The sequence below is a fragment of the Streptomyces sp. NPDC027189 genome, from assembly GCF_055566975.1.
On the sequence record NZ_JBVHRI010000009.1, the window covers coordinates 124,179 to 140,994 of the forward strand.

Here is a 16,816-nt window from a genome sequence, read left to right on the forward strand (position 1 = left end):
CGGTCAGAGCCTCGTCACGTCGAGCTCGCCCTCCGCGTACTGCCTGCGGAGCACCTTCTTGTCGAACTTGCCGACGCTCGTCTTCGGGACCGACTCGATGATCGTCCAGCGCTCGGGCAGCTGCCACTTGGCGATCTTGCCCTCGTCGGCGAGGAAGGCGCGCAGCGACTCGAAGTCGGCGGTGGAGCCCACCTTCAGGACGACGGTGGCCAGCGGCCGCTCGCCCCACTTCTCGTCGGGGACGGCCACGACGGCGGCCTCGGTGACGTCCGGGTGGGACATGAGGGCGTTCTCCAGGTCGACGGACGAGATCCACTCGCCGCCCGACTTGATGACGTCCTTGGCGCGGTCGGTGAGGGTCAGGAAGCCGTCGGCGCTGATCGTGCCGACGTCACCGGTCTTGAGCCAGCCGTCCTCGCTGAACTTGTCGGCGGGGCGCAGTGGTTCGGCGCCCTGGCCACCGTAGTAGGCGCCCGCGATCCAGGGGCCGCGGACTTCCAGCTCGCCCGCGGACTCGCCGTCCCAGGGGAGCCGCTCGCCACCAGGTCCGGTGAGGCGGGCCTCGACGCCGGCCGGGAAGCGGCCCTGCGTCAGCCGGTACCCGAACTCCTCGTCCGTGCCCACGGCATGGGCCGGCGGCCGGGCGATCGTGCCGAGCGGCGACGTCTCGGTCATGCCCCAGGCGTGACAGACCCGCATGCCCAGATCATCGAAGGCCGCCATGAGCGAGGGCGGGCAGGCCGAGCCGCCGATGGTGACCTGGGTGAGGGAGGAGACGTCACGCGGCTTGGCGTGCAGCTCGGCGAGCAGGCCCTGCCAGATGGTGGGGACGGCGGCGGCGTGCGTCGGGCGCTCGCTCTCGATCATCTCGGCGAGCGGCGCGGGCTGCAGGAAACGGTCCGGCATCAGCATGTTGATGCCGGACATGAAGGTCGCGTGCGGCAAACCCCAGGCGTTGACGTGGAACTGCGGGACCACCACGAGGGAGGTGTCGCGGTCGGTGAGTCCCATCGACTGGGCCATGTTGACCTGCATGGAGTGCAGGTAGATCGAACGGTGGGAGTACACCACGCCCTTGGGGTCGCCGGTGGTGCCGGAGGTGTAACACATGGCCGCGGCCTGACGCTCGTCGATCTCCGGCCAGTCGTACGTCGTCGGCTTCCCGGCGAGCAGTTCCTCGTACTCGTGCACCCGCACGGCCGCGCCGTCGAGCAGCGAACGGTCACCGGGGCCCGAGACCACCACGTGCTCCACGGTGGGCAGATGGGGGAGGAGCGGCGCGAGCAGCGGCAGCAACGAGCCGTTCACGATGACCACGCGGTCGGCGGCGTGGTTGACGATGAAGACGAGCTGCTCCGCGGGCAGGCGAAGGTTGAGCGTGTGCAGAACCGCACCCATGGAGGGGATCGCGAAGTACGCCTCCACATGCTCGGCGTTGTTCCACATCAGCGTCGCGACCCGCTCGTCGCCCGTCACACCGAGGTCGTCACGCAGGGCGTGGGCGAGCTGAACGGCGCGCACCCCGGCCTCCCGGAAACTGCGCCGCTGCGGCTCGCCCTCCCCGGTCCAGGTCGTGATCTGCGACGAACCGTGCACGAGCGCCCCGTGCACGAGAAGGCGGGTCACAGTCAGCGGTACGTCCTGCATCGTGCTCAGCACGGCGTCCTCCCGGGGCGACATTGCCTGCGCGGTAGTAATGGGCTGCGCTGATTCTGCGCACATACCACGCGGTATGTCACTAGGCACCGAGATGATCGATCAGCTCAGGAGGTCCCACGGGCTCCGGCCGGCACGGGAGCCGGGCGGGGGTTCGGTAGGAGCCGGGCAGATTTTGCGGTGCGTGGGGCGGGAGGGGCGTGAGCCAGACATGCGTGGAGCGGAAGGGGGCGTGAGCCAGACATGCATGGAGCGGGAGGGGGCGTGAGCCAGACATGCATGGAGCGGGAAGGGGCGTGAGCCAGACATGCATGGAGCGGGAAGGGGCGTGGGCCAGACATGCGTCGAGCGGGAGCCGGGCAGGAGGCGGTGCGACCTACCTCACAGGGATCAGCTCAGGATCCTCACGCAGCTTGCCCAGCGCACGCGAAACGGCCGATTTGACCGTCCCGACCGAGACCCCGAGCACCTCCGCCGTCTGAGCCTCACTCAGGTCCTCGTAATACCGCAGGACGACCATCGCCCGCTGCCGCGCCGGCAACTTCATGATCGCCCGCCACATCGCGTCGTGCAGCGCCTGCTGCTCGGCGGGGTCCGAGGAGGGCAGCCCCTCCGGCTCCGGCAGCTCATCGCACGCGAACTCGTCGACCTTGCGCTTGCGCCACTGCGACGTCCGCGTGTTCAGCAGCGCCCGGCGTACATAGCCGTCCAGCGCCCGGTGGTCCTCGATCCGGTCCCATGCGACATACGTCTTCGTCAGCGCGGTCTGCAGCAGGTCCTCGGCGTCGCTCGGGTTGGCGGTGAGCGACCGGGCGGTACGCAGCAGCACCGGCTGGCGGGCCTTCACGTACGACGCGAACGATGAGTACGGCGCGTACGGAAGGGTCCGCGTCGCGGCGTTCGAAGCGCTGGTGCAGACGGGTGTGGTCATGGCTCCACGCTAGGTTCGCCCCCTACTCTCGCGGATCGGCCGCAGGTCCCGAAGCGATGTCCCCCTCAGGTTGTAGGAGGGGGGTTGCCCCCACCTCCTGAGGGTGGATGAGCAGCGCCTGCACCCTGAGGGTTCATCCCTGAGGGACGACTACCGCGGCAGTACACAGGGGCAGTGGACGGGACCTCGGGACGGTGGGCCGGACCTCGGGACAGTGGGCTGCACCCCGGGCACACTCGGACGCCCTCACCCGTCCGTCCCGAGAATCAACCCCGAGGTAGGAACCCCGGTGCCCGCGGTGACGAGGACGCGGCCGGCCCCCGGTATCTGGTTCACGGACGTGCCCCGGAGCTGTCGTACCGCCTCCGCGATCCCGTTCATCCCGTGCAGATACGCCTCCCCGAGCTGTCCGCCATGTGTGTTGAGCGGAAGCCGCTCCTCGGCGACGAAGTCCGCGGCCTCCCCGGGCTTGCAGAACCCGAACTCCTCCAGCTGCATCAGCACGAACGGTGTGAAGTGGTCGTACAGAATCCCCACGTCGATCTCCGCCGGGGTCAGCCCGGCCGTCCGCCACAGCTGCCGGGCCACCACGCCCATCTCTGGAAGCCCGGTCAGATCATCCCGGTAGAAGCTGGTCATCTGCTCCTGTGCCCGGCCCGCGCCCTGGGCGGCGGCCGTGATCACCGCGGGGGAATGCGGGAGATCGCGGGCCCGCTCCACCGAGGTGACCACCAGCGCCTGGCCGCCGTCCGTCTCCTGACAGCAGTCCAGCAACCGCAGCGGCTCGACGATCCACCGCGAGGCCGCGTGCTCGGCGAGGGTGATCGGTCTGCCGTGGAAGTAGGCCGCAGGGTTCGTCGCCGCGTACTTCCGGTCCGCCACGGCGACATGGCCGAACGCCTCGGGCGTCAGTCCGTACGCGTGCAGATACCGCTGGGCCGCCATGGCCACCCAGGACGCGGGCGTGAGCAGCCCGAACGGCAATGACCAGCCCAGCGCCGCGCCCTCCGCCGACGGCTCCCGCTGCTGCACGCCCGAACCGAATCTCCTGCCCGACCGCTCGTTGAACGCCCGGTAGCAGACCACCACCTCGGCCACCCCGCTCGCCACCGCGAGTGCCGCCTGCTGGACGGTCGCGCAGGCCGCCCCGCCTCCGTAGTGGATCCGCGAGAAGAAGGACAGCTCTCCCATTCCGGCCGCCTGGGCGACGGTGATCTCCGGGCTGGTGTCCATCGTGAACGTGACCATCCCGTCCACGTCCCCCGGCGTCAGCCCGGCGTCGTCGAGCGCGGCCCGCACCGCCTCCACCGCCAGCCGGAGCTCACTGCGCCCGGAGTCCTTGGAGAACTCGGTGGCCCCGATCCCGACGACCGCCGCCCTTCCGCCGAGGCGGTCCCTCGTCCGTACGCTCATCGGGGACCCCCAGACGGAAGAGTGACCGTCACTGTCCCGGTCACATGTCTACCGATGCCGTTCGCCCCGACCACCCGCACCGTCGCCGTGTCGCCCGCGATCTCCTCCACCGAGCCGGTCAACACCATGGTGTCGCCCGGGTAGTTGGGCGCGCCGAGGCGTATGGCCACCTTGCGGAGCACCACGTCCGGTCCGAGGCAGTCGGTGATGTACCTCCCGACCAGGCCGTTGGTGGTCAGGATGTTCATGAAGATGTCGGGTGCACCCTTCTGCCGCGCCAGCTCCGCGTCGTGGTGCACGTCCTGGTAGTCCCGAGACGCGATCGCCCCGGCCACGATCAGCGTGCGCGTGACCTCGATCTGCAGCGGCGGCAGTGCGTCGCCGACCCTCATGTCTGCACCTCCCCGCCTACGATCAACTTCCCCAATTCCTGCAGCACTTCGCTCCCGCACCCCAGATGGGCGTCCAGCTGCCGCCCCCACAGGAAGTGCCGGTGAACGGGGTGCTCCAGGTCGGCCCCCGTCCCGCCGTGCAGATGCTGGCTCGTGTGCACCACTCGCTGTCCCGCCTCGGACGCCCACCACGCGGCGGTCAGGGCGTGCGTCGTGTACGCCAGCCCCTCGTCGCGGCGCCACGCCGCCTCGTATGTCGTCACCCGTATCGCCTCGGTGTCCATGTACGCGTCGGCGGCCCGGAGTTGAACCCCTTGCTTGGCGGCGAGCGGACGTCCGAACTGCTCCCGTGCGTTGGTGTGTTCCACGGCCCGCGCCAGCGACCCCGCACACACCCCGGCCTGCAGCCCCGCGAAGGCGGTGCGCGCGAGGGCGAGGACGTCCTCGTATGCATGCACGTCGTCGTACGCATCCACGGAGGGCTCTTCCCGCCCGACTGACGCACCCACGGAAGCCTCCTTCCACCCGGGCGACGTGCCCACGGGCGCCAGGGAAGCCGCAGGCTCCCGCACGGCCGACGCACCCAGCCGCTCGCCCGGCGTCCCGTCGAGCGTCAGCCGTCCCGCCGACCAGGGCGCCGTCAGCTCCACCGGCTCGCATCCCGCCTCGGCGGTCCGCACCAGCCAGAGCCGGCGCCGGTCGTCCGCGACGAGCACATGGGTGGCGTCCCGCAGCCAGGGCACCACAGGGACGACACCGCTCAGCCGCCCCGCCGCTTCCTCCCGCACAGCCCCCGGATCGGAGATGGCCCCGCTCACCACCACCGTGCCGTCCCCGATCCCCGGCAACAGCCGATCCCGCTGCTCCCGTGAACCGTGCGCGGCCACCGCCAGCAGCCCGTACACACAGCTCGCCGCGAAGGGCACCTGGGCCGTGGTGCGCCCCTGCTCCTCCAGGAGGAGCACCAGGCCGAGGAGTCCTATGTCCGCCACGGCCGCCACGAGTCCGGCCGCGCAGAGCTCCTTCCACAGCTCGGCGTCGCTGCCGGTTCCGGCCGCCGCAAGCCGCTCGTGCGTGGAGAGGTCGCCGAAGATCCGCGCGGCCAGATCGCGGGCAGCCGCCTGCTCCTCGGTCGGCGTGAAGTCCATCTCAGCTCCCCCCACCGTCGATCTCGCCGGCCCGGAAGACCGGCAGCACCAACTCCTCGTCGTACCGCTCGAATTGGAGCCGTACGGGCATCCCGATCCGCACCTTGTCGTACGGCACCCCGACCACATTGCTCACGATCCGCACGCCCTCCGCGAGCTCGATCAGCCCGACCGCGTAGGGAGGGTCGAAGGCCGGGAAGGGCGGGTGGTGCATGACGACGTACGAGTAGACCGCCCCCTCGCCGCTCGCCTCGACCGTGTCCCACTCCAGGCAGCCGCACGCGCCGCACCCCGGCAGCCAGGGAAACCGCAGGCTCCCGCATCCGCCGCACCGCTGGATGAGCAGCTTGTGCTGCCCGACGCCCTCCCAGAACCCGGAGTTGTCCCGGTTGACGACCGGCCGCGGCCGCCTGGCCTCCGGCTTCCTTCGTGCGGGCGCGTACTTGAGGATCCGGAACCGGTGCGTGCCGGCCAGCTCCCCTGCCGCGCGCACATCCATCCGCGTCGTGACGAAGTGGCCCGTCCCCAGCCTGGTCGTCTTGCGCTCGGAAACCGACTCGATCACCGCGTCGAAGGTGATCTCGTCCCCGGGGCGCAGAGGGCGTACGTACTCCTGCTCGCAGTCGGTGGCGACCACCGAGGTGTACCCGGCGTCGTCGAGCAGCCCCAGCAGCTCGTCGTACGCGTCGGAGCGGCCCGCGTGGCCGGAGAGACCGCCCATGGTCCACGCCTGGAGCATGGTGGGCGGCGCTATGGCCTCAGGCCCCGCGTACGCCGGATTCGTGTCGCCCATCGCCTCGCACCAGTGCCGGATCATCGGCTCGCTGACCGGGTCCTTGCCCACGCCCGCGACAGCCGCGGCCTGCCCCTCGTACGTCTTCAACCGCACCACCAGTTCGTCCAATTCGTCGCTCACCGCCGCCCCCTTTTCATCCCGAGCCGCATCGTCGCCACGATCTCCCGCTGCACCTCGCTCACCCCGCCCCCGAACGTGTTGATCTGTGCCGCCCTGTTCATCCGCTCCAGCTCGCCGTCCCCGAACATCCCCGGCGAACCGGAGCGCACCAGCGCGTCCGCTCCCACAATTTCCTGACACATTCGGTACACCGCGACCGCGGATTCGGTTCCCACGACTTTCACGCCGCTCGCGTCGCCCGGCGCCAGTCGACCGGCCCCCACATCGCCCACCAAACGCCAGTTGAGCAGGCGTGATGCCGCCAGCCGGGCATGCACTTCGGCCAGCCGGAATCGCACCCACGGCTCGTCAATCCGCCGCCGCCCAGTCACTGGATCGGGTGTACGCGCCGCCTCCAGCGCGGCCGCGTAGAAGTCCTCAGCCTGCATCCCGATCGCGGCGAGCGCGACCCGCTCGTGGTTGAGCTGGTTGGTGATGAGCCCCCAGCCGCCGTTCTCCTCGCCGACGAGGTTCGCGGCCGGGACGCGGATCCCGTCGTAATACGTGGCCGTGGTCGTCAGCCCGCCCACCGTCTCGATCGGCGTCCACGAGAAGCCGGGCGCGTCCGTGGGCACGAGAAGGATCGAGATGCCCTGGTGCTTGGGCGCATCCGGGTCGGTGCGGCAGGCGAGCCAGATCCAGTCGGCGTTCTGGGCGTTGGAAGTGAAGATCTTCTGCCCGTCGATGAGCCAATCGCCGTCACCCCGGCGATCGCCGTCCCGCACGGCGCGTGTCCGCAGGGAGGCGAGGGCCGTCCCCGCGGAGGGCTCCGAGTACCCGATGGCGAAGACGAGGTCCCCGCTCAGGATGCGCGGAAGGAAGAAGTCCTTCTGCTCCTGGCTCCCGAACTTCATGAGTGTCGGCCCGACGGTGTTCAGCGTGACCATGGACACCGGCGCGCCGGCCCGGTACGCCTCGTCGAAGAACACGAACTGCTCGTCCGCACCGCGCCCCTGGCCTCCGTACGCGACCGGCCAGCCGAGTCCGAGCAGCCCGTCGGCGCCGATGCGGCGCAGCAGGGCGCGCTGCCGTCCGTGGTCGTCTGCGGGCGGCGGGCCTTCGGGCATGAGGTCCCGGAAGTACGTACGGAGCTCGGCGCGCAGCCGCTGCTGGCGCTCGGTGGGGGCGAGGTGCACGGCGGCGGCCCTCCCGGACCTCGTACGAGCAAGGGTTTCTGACTGTCCGTCAGATATCGCGGACTGTCAAGGTCGTCGGAGGCGCCCCATGCCCCTTCACCGCAAGGGCGTCCGCCCGTCTCGCGGACACCCCACAGAGCACAACCCCGCACAGGGGTCTCCGGGCCGATGTGAGCGCATCGGCCCCCGGCTCACCAGAGGTTGGTGAAGTTGACGACGGTGTTCGACTGGTCGATGGCCGTGAAGGCGGAGCCGTTCACCTGGGCCGTGTTGTTCTGGTTCGAGGCACCGGAGCCGACCGCCTGCTGCTGAGTGGTGGAGGAGTTGCCGTAGTTGTCGTTGCCGACCCCGCTGCCGCTGATGGTCGCCACTCCCGCGTTCGATCCGTCGTCCGCGAAGGCGCCGTTGCCCGCCGCCGCGACACCCGTGAAGAGGGCGGCCGCGAGGGGCAGGGCTGCGACGGCGGCGAGAACGCGGGCGGTACGGATGCTTGCCATGTGAATTCCTCCATAACCGGTTGTACGCACCGGCAGTGAACCGGGATGTACGTGAAATACGGCTTGTTCCAAGGCAGTTGGCCGTCCGCCTCGGAGTTGTTCACGACGTCGCGAGTTCAGAGTTGCCCACCGAATCCCCGGCGAACCACCCCGGAAGCCGTGATTCGCCCTCAAGCGTGAGGACATGTCGATAAACCCCCTTCACGCCCACTTCGCTCCCACAAACCCCCTGCTCAGTCCCCGACAGGCGACTCAACCCAGGCGCCGCAAGGGCCGAAGCGTTCCGGCACATTTTCGGCCAATCTCACCTGCCGCCCACCCCGCGCCCTCGCGCGTCCGGTGAGCCCTTCCTTTTTTCGAACACTCGTACGAACATGGAGGCATGGCCACCATCGACCGGCAGGCCACGACCCTGGCCCTGGCCCACGCCCTGTCCGCAGCCGAGCGCGGACTGGCGGTGATCCCGCTGTCCCGAACGAAGCTCCCGGCCCTGCGCTCCCCCCACCGCGACGACCCCGATCCCTCCCCCTGCCACGGCGAATGCGGCCGCTTCGGACATGGTGTGTACGACGCCTCGACCGACCCCCGGCGCATCCGCGAACTCTTCGCCGCCGCCCCCTGGGCCACCGGTTACGGCATCGCCTGCGGACTGCATCCGCACCACCTCATCGGCATCGACCTCGACACCAAATCCGGTACGGACTCCTCGGCGGCCCTGCGCGAACTCGCGCTCCGCCACCTCTTCACGATCCCGGCCACGGTCGTCGTCACGACCCCCAGCGGCGGCCGCCACCTCTGGCTGAGCGGACCGCCGGACGTGGTCGTCCCCAACTCGGCGAGCCGCCTGGCCCCCGGCATCGACATCCGCGGCGCCGGCGGCTACCTCGTCGGCCCCGGCTCACGCACCGAACACGGTGTGTACGCCACGGCTCCCGGCACCGCGCATCTGGCACCGGCGCCCTGCCCGCGCGAACTGCTGCGCCTGCTCATGCCCCCGCCCCGTGCGCACCACCCCACGCCCCCCGCGACCGGCCAACACGGCCAGGGGCTGGTCCAGTTCGTGCTCGCCGCCCACGAGGGCCAGCGCAACACGCGCCTCTTCTGGGCCGCCTGCCGCGCCTACGAGAACGGCATCGGCCCCCAACTGACCGACCCCCTTGTCGAAGCCGCCGTCCAGACGGGCCTCACCGAACGCGAGGCCCGCTCGACGATCGCGTCGGCGGCGAGGATGACGGCCCCGTCGCCCCGCCACCGCGGCTGACCACCCAACGGCCGAGGCCGACGCGGCTCAGTGCCACGCCGGCCTCGGCCGGGACCGTACGTCCGCCCATGGGTCAGCCGGCGAACCGGTGGCCGAAGTTGCCTCCGCCGACGGGTCCGCCCAGGGTGCCCAGGTGGAGGCTGGTGGCACCGGTGCCGGTGACTCCGGCGGCGCCGGTCCTGAGCGTCCAGACCCGACCCTTGTAGTGGTCTTCGCCATTGCCGCCGACGTAGACCTCCGGACCGCCGGTCCGGCCCGCCGGCTTCGACAAGACGATCTACAAACGCAGGAACGAAGTGGAGCGGACGATCAACGCGTTGAAGAACTTCCGGGCCGTGGCCACACGTTTCGACAAACGCGCCTACGTCTTCCACGGGACCGTCACCCTCGCCTCGATCCGGCTCTGGCTCCGCCCATGATCAGCCGGGCAGGCCCTGGGCCTGCCCCGCGAGGGGATGCCTTCACGTCTCGGCGGAACTTACGGTTTGTGGGTTACCCAGAGCAGTTCCGCCGGCCAGCGGTGTGCCCAGTCGGGTGGGTCGGTTTCGTTGTAGCCGTTGGGTGTTCCGAGTTCGGGCCGCGGCTCAATGAGGTCGTCGATGATGAGACCCGCGCCGCGCAGGACCTTGACCCAGTCGCCGTAGGTGAGCTGATAGCTGGTCGCGCCGTCGTCTTCGGCGATGGTGTTCAGCCCGAAGTAATCCTGCTGCAGCGTCGTGGTCACGCGGCTGGCGGCTTCGTCGTAGCAAGCTTCGAACCATGGGCTGGCGACGTTGAACACCAGGCGCCCGCCTCGGCCCAAGACGCGTGCGGCCTGCGGGACGGCCAGGTGCGGGGGCGCCCAGCTGAGCCCACCGAAGTCGCAGAACACCAGGTCGAAGCTGTCGGCGGCGAAGGGGAGTTGTTCGGCGGCGCCTTGCACTAGCGGGTAGCGGGCCGCTCCCATCGCACGGGCCGCTGCGACGAGTTGGGCTTCGGACAGGTCGAGCCCGACCACGGTGGCGCCCTCGGCGGCGAGCGCCCTGGACCACTGGCCGGCGCCGCAGCCGAGTTCGAGGACGCGCTTGCCGGTGACGTCGCCCAGGGCGTGCAGGTGCGCGTCGGGGATGGAGTACATGCCCCACAGCCGGGGTGTGACGCCGATTTGCGGGTCGTGCTTGTGCTGGTAGGCGCTGCTGATCTGGTTCCAGAGCCGCCGGTTGGCGGGGATGCTGTCCACGTGCCGACTCCAGCACTGCCTGCCGGGGGCGGTCAACACGATTAGGGCACTGGCCGGCCCTCGCCTCGGTCCGGCCCTGGCTCGGCCCATGATCCGCCGGACGAGCCCTAGGCGTATGCGGAGGAAGACGAGGTCGGCAACGAGCAGCATCACGCCGATGACCAGCAAGAAGAAAAGTCCCTCGGTCACCGCTCCGATGGTGCCCAGCACGATCGCCACGATGATGAGCTGGAGAAAGAGGGCCATTTGTATCACCTCATATCGCGGCGTTCCTGGCCCGTCTGCGGGTCTTCCGTGGCGACCGGGCGTGTCCGGCCGGTGCCGGTGTCGATGAGGATCTGCTCGGCCGTGGCGGGCTCGGCGCTGACGGCCCGGGCCATCGCGGCGCGTGCCGCGTCGGGAGTCGTGTCCGGTGGGATCACCAGCAGGGAGAAGCGGTCTCGATCGCCTCGGGTGATCAGGACGGTGTCGTCACCGACCGGGAAGGAGTCGATGTGCACGACCCGGTCGTCGATGACCAGTCGTGTCGGTAGTTCTTCCCAGGCACTGGAGTCCAGGCCGACACGGTCGACGGGTCCGAGATGCTCGGTCAGCGCGGTGGTCAGGCTGGGCAGCTCGGCACCGATGTCGCGGGAACGCGGCCACCATGCACCGTCGAGAACTCCCTGACGCGCATATGTGGTCTCCAGCCGCAGGAGGACTGTTCCAGGTTTCACGGCATGGTGAATTGCGTCCGCAGAAGCTTCGCTTCACGCGGGGTGTCGGCGTCGGACATGGCGTGCTCACCCGTCTGCAGGGTTCGGTATGCGCTCGCCGATCGCCCGGGATGACGTCTGGGCGGCTGCCGGTTTCACCGTACTCCGTGTGCCCACGTCCAGGCTCACGCGCGCGCCGCCGATCCAGACCCGAGTTCCCGATGAAATGGCAGGTCACGCGCGGGTTCACCGGACGGTGCCCGGAGTACAGTAGAGAGTACTTCGCGCACCGGCTCCCACGCCGGTGTCGTTTTCGGCGAGCAACAACACCGGGACGTCGAAGACAAGCCCCGGGGACAGGTACGCGCCATGATCGCGACCATCGACCGTATGACTATCAGTGAGCGCGTGACCTCACCAGCGGCCCGCTTGTCTCTGACTCCGGCGGGGTCCGCCCCGGGTCTCCTGGACGGCGCCTGGTGGCCTCGCTCTCGCGATCTTTCCCGTGAACTCCCCGCCCTCATCGACGTGCTGGACGCGCGCTGGGGCCGGATTACGCGTGTCACGGTGAACCCGGCCCACTGGCCCATGATCCCTCACAAGGTGCCCGTGGCGGGGCACACGGTGCACGTGGGCTGGTTCGCCGACGAGCAGGACCCGCACAAGCTGATCCTGCTCTCCTACGCCGCGGGCCGCTGGGACCTGCTGGTGATCCCGCCGGAGACCGGCGCGGCTGCCGCCGCCCGACTGATGGCCGCCGCAGCCACCCCCAACGGGCTCGCCACCGCCAGCGCTCTGATGGCGAACGAGGACACCTCCCGTGAGGCGAAGGAGTTGCTGGACCGAGAAGAGGAGTGGGAGACCGAAGGCGGGCACGCCTCAGCGGCGGCCGAGAACCCGAACCCGCCCGGATCTATGAGCTCCGCCCGAGGGAGGTGAGGACGTGGAGATCGCCATCACCTCGCCGTGGACACCACGCACACGGCAGAATCGACGCGGTCCTGGCTGGCAGCCAGTCAGTCCTCCGTGCAGGACCTCACACAGACGGACGAAATCTGAGGCGAGGACCCTCGTCGGCGCCTGGCACGAGTGGGCGGCAATCATGGCAACACTCCACGAGCGGAAGCACTACCGCGAAGCGATCATGAAGACCCTGTACGAGGCCACCGAAGGTAATCGCCTCCTCGGCGTCACCGGGGCGAAGCTGCACGACGACCTCCAGGTCCCCGAGCAGGATCTGGCCGCCGCCTGCGCATATCTGGTCGGCGAGGGACTCATCACCGTCGACTGGGCCCAAGGAAACACACCCGCGATGGTCACACTGACACATCAGGGAATCCGGCTCATGGAGGCCGAGGAGGAGGAACTCGGCTGACACGGCGCGGGCCCCATCCGGTCAGGGACCGCATTGCAAAAGGGTCTCCTGGGATTGGTGACGGCTCTGGTTCCAATCCCCCGTCGTTTGAACAACCGGTCTGCGAGCGCAGGATTGAGTCCGCCCTTGTCATGTTTATTACCGGGATTTATATAGGCAAATAGGCGATGTCGCCATGTTGCATCCCGCCTCGGGAAAGGGAGTGACTGATGATGCTCATGCGAACCGACCCCTTCCGCGAGTTCGACCGACTCACCCAGCAGCTGCTGGGCGCCGCCGCGAGGCCGTCGGCAATGGCTATGGACGCCTTCCGGGAGGGTGACATCTTCGTGGTCGAACTGGACCTGCCCGGTGTGGACCCCGAGACGATCGACCTGGACGTCGAGCGGAACGTGCTGACGGTCAAGGCCGAACGCCGCCCCAGCGCGAGTGAGAACGCCGAAGTACTGATCGCGGAGCGGCCGACCGGCTCCTTCAGCCGCCAGTTCTTCCTCGGGGAGACCCTGGACACCGAACGCATCGACGCCGCCTACGACGCCGGAGTGCTTCGGCTGCGCATCCCGATCGCCGAACAGGCCAAGCCCCGCAAGATCGCCATCACCGGCGGAAACACCCCTAAGCAGATCCGCGGCTGAGCCCCACTGGGACGGGATTCCGCGTCGGCGATGGGCATTGGAATCTCCCGCGCCTTCGGTGCCGCGCGGGAACGCGTGCCCGGCACCACGAAGTCCGGCTCACGCGGGGTCAAGGTCGAGGTCGGCGAGGTGCAGACAGCCATCGATCTGGAGATCGTCATCGACTACGGCGTCTCGGTCGCGGATGTGGCGCGTGCCGTGCGGGAGAGCGTGATCTCCGCCGTCGAGTGGATGACGGACCTGGAAGTCGTCGAAGTCAACGTCGCGGTCAGCGACGTGAAGCTCCCGGACGAGGAGGAAGAAGAGGAAGAGCAGCCACGGCTGCGGTAACCGGTACTCCACGAGCGGAGGAACTACCGCGAAGCGATCATGAAGTCTCTGTACGAGACCCCGGAAGGCAACCGCCTCCTCGGCGTCACCGAGGCAAAACTGCGCCATGACCTCCACATCCCCGAGCAGGATCTGGCCGCCTGCGCATATCCCACCATGGGCTGCCCGACGGGGAAGCGGGTGCTCGGCGGCTTCACTGTGACCAACGGCAACTTCTTCGACGTTCGCGTGACCGAGAGCGGTCCCAAACCCGACGGGACTGGATGGGTGATCGGCGGGGGCAGCACCGGAGGAGCCCCCGTCGCCGGCGAGTTGTATGTCGTCTGCGCGAACGCGACTACCTGACTCCGTCGACGCCCCCAGCGCAGAGCCCTGGAGCCTGGGAGAGTTCTGGCCCACAGATGGCCCATACGCACTGGCCAAAGATGGGATACGAGCGAGTCAGGGTGAGACAGGCTGAACGCAGAAGGGGTGTCCCTCAGTGAGGGACACCCCTTCTGACCTGCAAGCGGTGGGTGTGGGATTTGAACCCACGGTGACTCGCGCCACGACGGTTTTCAAGAGCGTCGTGATGTCACCGCCCAACCCTTCTCTGACCTGCGCCTCTGGCTTGAGCGGTGTGCCCTTCTAGGGCGTCGGCCCACACATGGCCCATGGAGTCCCGAGTCGAGTGCGTGGCGAGGTTGGACGACCGTCTGCTTTTCGGCTCCGGCTCGGGCTCGCAAGGCACCAAGTCCGCAGTCCACCTCCTAGCCGCACCTGAGACGACAGAGGAGCAGTCGGCGGCGCAGAACTGACCGCCATCCATCCAGCAGCGGGCCGGGGAACAGGGAGTGTTCCCGCGCGTTCACCGACATGGAGCACGAGTGGGCGACGTGGCAGTCCACCGACCCGGACTCGCCGACCGGATCAACGCCTCCTGCATCCTCGTGTACGGCCTGATTCCCGAGGTCAACCAGGGCACCATCGTCCACGCCCCGCTCCCCACGGCCCCCTCAGCCGGGCGGCCGTACGGACAGCGCCGCGTCGGCGTACGGCCGCAGGATCGGCTAGCGGCCTGCCGATATTGGCCGGATTGTGGGAGCTTTTCGGTAGGGGAGCTCTCGGGAGGGAGAATGACGAGTTCTGGATCAGGGGGAGGTTCGACGAGTCCGCCAGCGCCACGGTCGAGGTGGAGGAACCGGATCCATTGGAAGAACGTCGGGACCACGATCGGTGTCCTCGGGATCATCGGCACCCTCGGCTTCACAGGCGTGGCCACGTACTTCCAAGCCCGCGTAGCCCAAGATCAACTACGGCAGGCGAGAAAAGAAAGCCAGGTCGAGGCTCGCCAGCAGGCATCAGAAGTCAGCTTCTGGTCAGCCCCAGAATCAGATAAGCCGAGCCTTCAGTTGTTACATGTGGCCAATAGATCGCCGGATCCGATCTATTCGGTGGAGCTTCGATTTCAGACGCCCGGAAACCCTCCTCGCGAGTGGGAGATGGATGTCGGGGACATCGGGCCGTGCATCGACTTCGTTTATAGATCGGACAGCTTGAAAGATGATGCGCAGGACGTCCCTGTGAAGCTGCCGGCTCGCGCGCTCCTGTCGGTCATGTATTACACGGATCGTGACGGTAGGCAGTGGCTACGCAGCACGAAGCAACTGATCGAGATGGAGCAAACCTGGCCGGAGTTTAGGGCTGTCCTGGAGAAGGCTGACCGGGAGCACGGTCTACCGGAAGCCGTCTCCGTGACAGCCAAGCTGCGCATAGTCGATCACGCGGCGACGTGTGGGTAGAGACGCCAACCACCTGATCAAGGTGCATCGTCCGCGCCCCGCTGCCACGAGTCCCGCAGCCGGGCGGGCAGCACGGCGGCTGGCTGGGCGGTGCAGCATCGGCGTACGGACGCGGCATCGGCTATGACCTGCCGCTATTGGGCCGGGGGGCTTTCGCCATTGGAACGCTGGGGAGGGGCAAATGGCGAGTTCTGGGTCTGGGGGAGGCTCAACGACTCCGCCAGCGGCACAACCAAGCTGGTGGGGCCGGATCAAGAGCGCGGTGACGGCGAACAGCGTCACGCTAACAATCGCAGTGGTTACTGCTGTTGGAGCGATCGTAGGGGTCTGGGCGCAGGCCGTCGCCACGTACTGGAGTCAGCAGACAGCGAAGGATCAGCTGCATCAGTCGCGAGAGGAATCTGAGCGAGAGCTACGCAGCCAAGCCGCGCAAGTCACCTACTGGCAGGACGACATCAGAAGCAACGACGCGGAGGCAGGGCCGATTCATATCGTGAATAGATCACTTGACGCGGTCACTGCCGTCGAGATGAAGGCGCATGGATACACAGGTGACTTCAGCGAAGCCGGAGGGTTTCTGACGGGCATAACGCTCCCGCCGTGTACAGAACTCGTCTTCGACCCGGACAAGTTGCTCTACGTCCACTGGAAAGCGGGCCGTTTCCCCAAGGACCACCTCGTTGGTTGGCGGGTGGATTTCGAGGAGTTCACGGACAGTAGCGGGATCTCGTGGAGGCGTGCCCCCACTAGGCTGCTGAAGATCGAGAAGCCCATTCAGCCCTCGCATCTGACAAGCGTCGGCTACGAGGGCAAACCGGTGTCGAAGCCAGCCGCGCACTGCGGTTCCTCGGAGTAGATGAGGCGCCGCTACGGGCTGATCTCGCGGCATGCAGCCCCTTGCCGACGGAGGGCCACATCAGGAGGCGCAGTGAGTATCCAGTACATCGGCTGTCGCGAGATGAACTCGTTCCCTGAGTAGTCGCCCTTGACGCACACCTCGCCTCGGGTGAGCCAGGAGATGTCGACCTCACCGTAGGCGACGTAGTCCATCTCCGTGCACTTCCTTCAGTAGGGCGGTCCGGCCAGGACGGCACGGGGCAGTCCTGGCCGGACCCGGTTCAGCGGTGCTCGACCCAGTAGACCGCCCACGCAACTAGTCCAGTCGTGGAGGCCTTCACGGCCAGGCGCACGAGTTCGTCACTCGCGGTGTCCAGCAGCCGGCGCGCCCTCATCCGGGCGGGGCTCAGCCGCCTGGTCTGCGGCTTCTCACCGAGAGGCGGGCCATCAAGGTGCTGGTCAGAGTTGCTTTGACAGTGGGAGCCCGTAGGCTCGTTCTCGGTGGGAATCGTGACCTCCTCAGGTCGTCGGTTCTTGCTGTCGAAGTCGGTGGCC

General features: G+C 68.4%; 17 protein-coding genes, 1 tRNA gene and 3 pseudogenes. 9 read left to right on the plus strand and 12 right to left on the minus strand.

The window, feature by feature from the left end; all coding sequences use genetic code 11:
• Positions 1 to 3: 3 nt before the first annotated feature.
• The 8 genes from ACZ4RZ_RS23110 to ACZ4RZ_RS23145 form a co-directional block, all read right to left on the minus strand.
• A complete protein-coding gene (locus ACZ4RZ_RS23110) occupies positions 4 to 1,680 on the minus strand; it encodes a long-chain fatty acid--CoA ligase (RefSeq protein WP_467747122.1) in 1,677 nt (558 codons plus the stop codon).
• A 352-nt stretch (positions 1,681 to 2,032) separates the two neighbouring features.
• The gene (locus ACZ4RZ_RS23115; RefSeq protein WP_467747123.1) at positions 2,033 to 2,587 is read right to left on the minus strand and encodes a SigE family RNA polymerase sigma factor; all 555 of its coding nucleotides are present in this window, start codon (positions 2,585 to 2,587) and stop codon (positions 2,033 to 2,035) included.
• 246 nt (positions 2,588 to 2,833) lie between these two features.
• Positions 2,834 to 4,000 (minus strand): lipid-transfer protein, encoded by a 1,167-nt coding sequence (locus ACZ4RZ_RS23120; RefSeq protein WP_467747125.1) that lies wholly within the window; start codon positions 3,998 to 4,000, stop codon positions 2,834 to 2,836.
• Complete coding sequence (locus ACZ4RZ_RS23125; RefSeq protein WP_467747127.1) at positions 3,997 to 4,392, minus strand: MaoC family dehydratase; 396 nt, start codon at positions 4,390 to 4,392, stop codon at positions 3,997 to 3,999. The genes ACZ4RZ_RS23120 and ACZ4RZ_RS23125 overlap by 4 nt, the downstream gene beginning before the upstream one ends.
• Positions 4,389 to 5,540 (minus strand): acyl-CoA dehydrogenase family protein, encoded by a 1,152-nt coding sequence (locus tag ACZ4RZ_RS23130; RefSeq protein ID WP_467747129.1) that lies wholly within the window; start codon positions 5,538 to 5,540, stop codon positions 4,389 to 4,391. The genes ACZ4RZ_RS23125 and ACZ4RZ_RS23130 overlap by 4 nt, the downstream gene beginning before the upstream one ends.
• Position 5,541: 1 nt before the next feature.
• Positions 5,542 to 6,456: a bifunctional MaoC family dehydratase N-terminal/OB-fold nucleic acid binding domain-containing protein gene (locus ACZ4RZ_RS23135; RefSeq protein ID WP_467747131.1), complete on the minus strand. Its 915-nt coding sequence runs from the start codon at positions 6,454 to 6,456 to the stop codon at positions 5,542 to 5,544.
• Positions 6,453 to 7,631 (minus strand): acyl-CoA dehydrogenase family protein, encoded by a 1,179-nt coding sequence (locus tag ACZ4RZ_RS23140; RefSeq protein WP_467747133.1) that lies wholly within the window; start codon positions 7,629 to 7,631, stop codon positions 6,453 to 6,455. The genes ACZ4RZ_RS23135 and ACZ4RZ_RS23140 overlap by 4 nt, the downstream gene beginning before the upstream one ends.
• 191 nt (positions 7,632 to 7,822) lie before the next feature.
• Positions 7,823 to 8,128, minus strand: a complete 306-nt coding sequence (locus ACZ4RZ_RS23145) for a hypothetical protein (RefSeq protein ID WP_467747134.1) — start codon at positions 8,126 to 8,128, stop codon at positions 7,823 to 7,825.
• A 382-nt stretch (positions 8,129 to 8,510) separates the two neighbouring features.
• On the opposite strand from ACZ4RZ_RS23145, the gene ACZ4RZ_RS23150 reads away from it, so the two are divergent.
• Positions 8,511 to 9,389 carry a bifunctional DNA primase/polymerase gene (locus ACZ4RZ_RS23150; RefSeq protein WP_467747136.1) on the plus strand — a complete coding sequence of 293 codons (879 nt, stop codon included), beginning with the start codon at positions 8,511 to 8,513 and terminating at the stop codon, positions 9,387 to 9,389.
• Positions 9,390 to 9,462: 73 nt separating this feature from the next.
• Here ACZ4RZ_RS23150 and ACZ4RZ_RS23155 read toward each other — a convergent pair whose 3' ends face one another.
• Positions 9,463 to 9,660, minus strand: coding sequence for a hypothetical protein (locus tag ACZ4RZ_RS23155; RefSeq protein WP_467747138.1), 198 nt, complete (start codon positions 9,658 to 9,660; stop codon positions 9,463 to 9,465).
• Between ACZ4RZ_RS23155 and ACZ4RZ_RS23160 the strand changes: the two are divergent.
• Positions 9,641 to 9,808, plus strand: a pseudogene (locus tag ACZ4RZ_RS23160) (IS5/IS1182 family transposase); the annotation flags it as partial. The gene ACZ4RZ_RS23155 and the pseudogene ACZ4RZ_RS23160 sit on opposite strands and share 20 nt — an antisense overlap.
• 59 nt (positions 9,809 to 9,867) lie before the next feature.
• Here the strand turns inward: ACZ4RZ_RS23160 and ACZ4RZ_RS23165 are convergent.
• Together ACZ4RZ_RS23165 and ACZ4RZ_RS23170 are read right to left on the minus strand one after the other, a co-directional pair.
• Positions 9,868 to 10,608 (minus strand): class I SAM-dependent methyltransferase, encoded by a 741-nt coding sequence (locus ACZ4RZ_RS23165; protein ID WP_467747400.1) that lies wholly within the window; start codon positions 10,606 to 10,608, stop codon positions 9,868 to 9,870.
• A 251-nt stretch (positions 10,609 to 10,859) separates the two neighbouring features.
• Positions 10,860 to 11,383: pseudogene (locus ACZ4RZ_RS23170) on the minus strand (DUF5994 family protein).
• Positions 11,384 to 11,672: 289 nt separating this feature from the next.
• On the opposite strand from ACZ4RZ_RS23170, the gene ACZ4RZ_RS23175 reads away from it, so the two are divergent.
• The 5 genes and pseudogenes from ACZ4RZ_RS23175 (at position 11,673) to ACZ4RZ_RS23195 (ending at position 13,988) form a co-directional block, all read left to right on the plus strand.
• Complete coding sequence (locus ACZ4RZ_RS23175; protein ID WP_467747140.1) at positions 11,673 to 12,242, plus strand: DUF5994 family protein; 570 nt, start codon at positions 11,673 to 11,675, stop codon at positions 12,240 to 12,242.
• A 163-nt stretch (positions 12,243 to 12,405) separates the two neighbouring features.
• The gene (locus tag ACZ4RZ_RS23180) at positions 12,406 to 12,678 is read left to right on the plus strand and encodes a hypothetical protein (RefSeq protein WP_467747142.1); all 273 of its coding nucleotides are present in this window, start codon (positions 12,406 to 12,408) and stop codon (positions 12,676 to 12,678) included.
• 209 nt (positions 12,679 to 12,887) lie between these two features.
• Positions 12,888 to 13,313, plus strand: a complete 426-nt coding sequence (locus ACZ4RZ_RS23185) for an Hsp20/alpha crystallin family protein (RefSeq protein WP_467747143.1) — start codon at positions 12,888 to 12,890, stop codon at positions 13,311 to 13,313.
• Positions 13,314 to 13,340: 27 nt separating this feature from the next.
• A pseudogene (locus ACZ4RZ_RS23190) lies at positions 13,341 to 13,643 on the plus strand (Asp23/Gls24 family envelope stress response protein); the annotation flags it as partial.
• Between the two features lie 39 nt (positions 13,644 to 13,682).
• Complete coding sequence (locus ACZ4RZ_RS23195; protein WP_467747145.1) at positions 13,683 to 13,988, plus strand: hypothetical protein; 306 nt, start codon at positions 13,683 to 13,685, stop codon at positions 13,986 to 13,988.
• Positions 13,989 to 14,155: 167 nt separating this feature from the next.
• On the opposite strand, the gene ACZ4RZ_RS23200 is transcribed toward ACZ4RZ_RS23195, so the two are convergent.
• Positions 14,156 to 14,231, minus strand: a tRNA-OTHER gene (locus ACZ4RZ_RS23200).
• 665 nt (positions 14,232 to 14,896) lie between these two features.
• On the opposite strand from ACZ4RZ_RS23200, the gene ACZ4RZ_RS23205 reads away from it, so the two are divergent.
• Positions 14,897 to 15,424 carry a hypothetical protein gene (locus tag ACZ4RZ_RS23205; RefSeq protein ID WP_467747147.1) on the plus strand — a complete coding sequence of 176 codons (528 nt, stop codon included), beginning with the start codon at positions 14,897 to 14,899 and terminating at the stop codon, positions 15,422 to 15,424.
• 262 nt (positions 15,425 to 15,686) lie between these two features.
• On the plus strand, positions 15,687 to 16,280 hold the full coding sequence (locus tag ACZ4RZ_RS23210; RefSeq protein ID WP_467747149.1) for a hypothetical protein: 594 nt from the start codon (positions 15,687 to 15,689) through the stop codon (positions 16,278 to 16,280).
• The last annotated feature ends 536 nt before the right edge of the window (positions 16,281 to 16,816 follow it).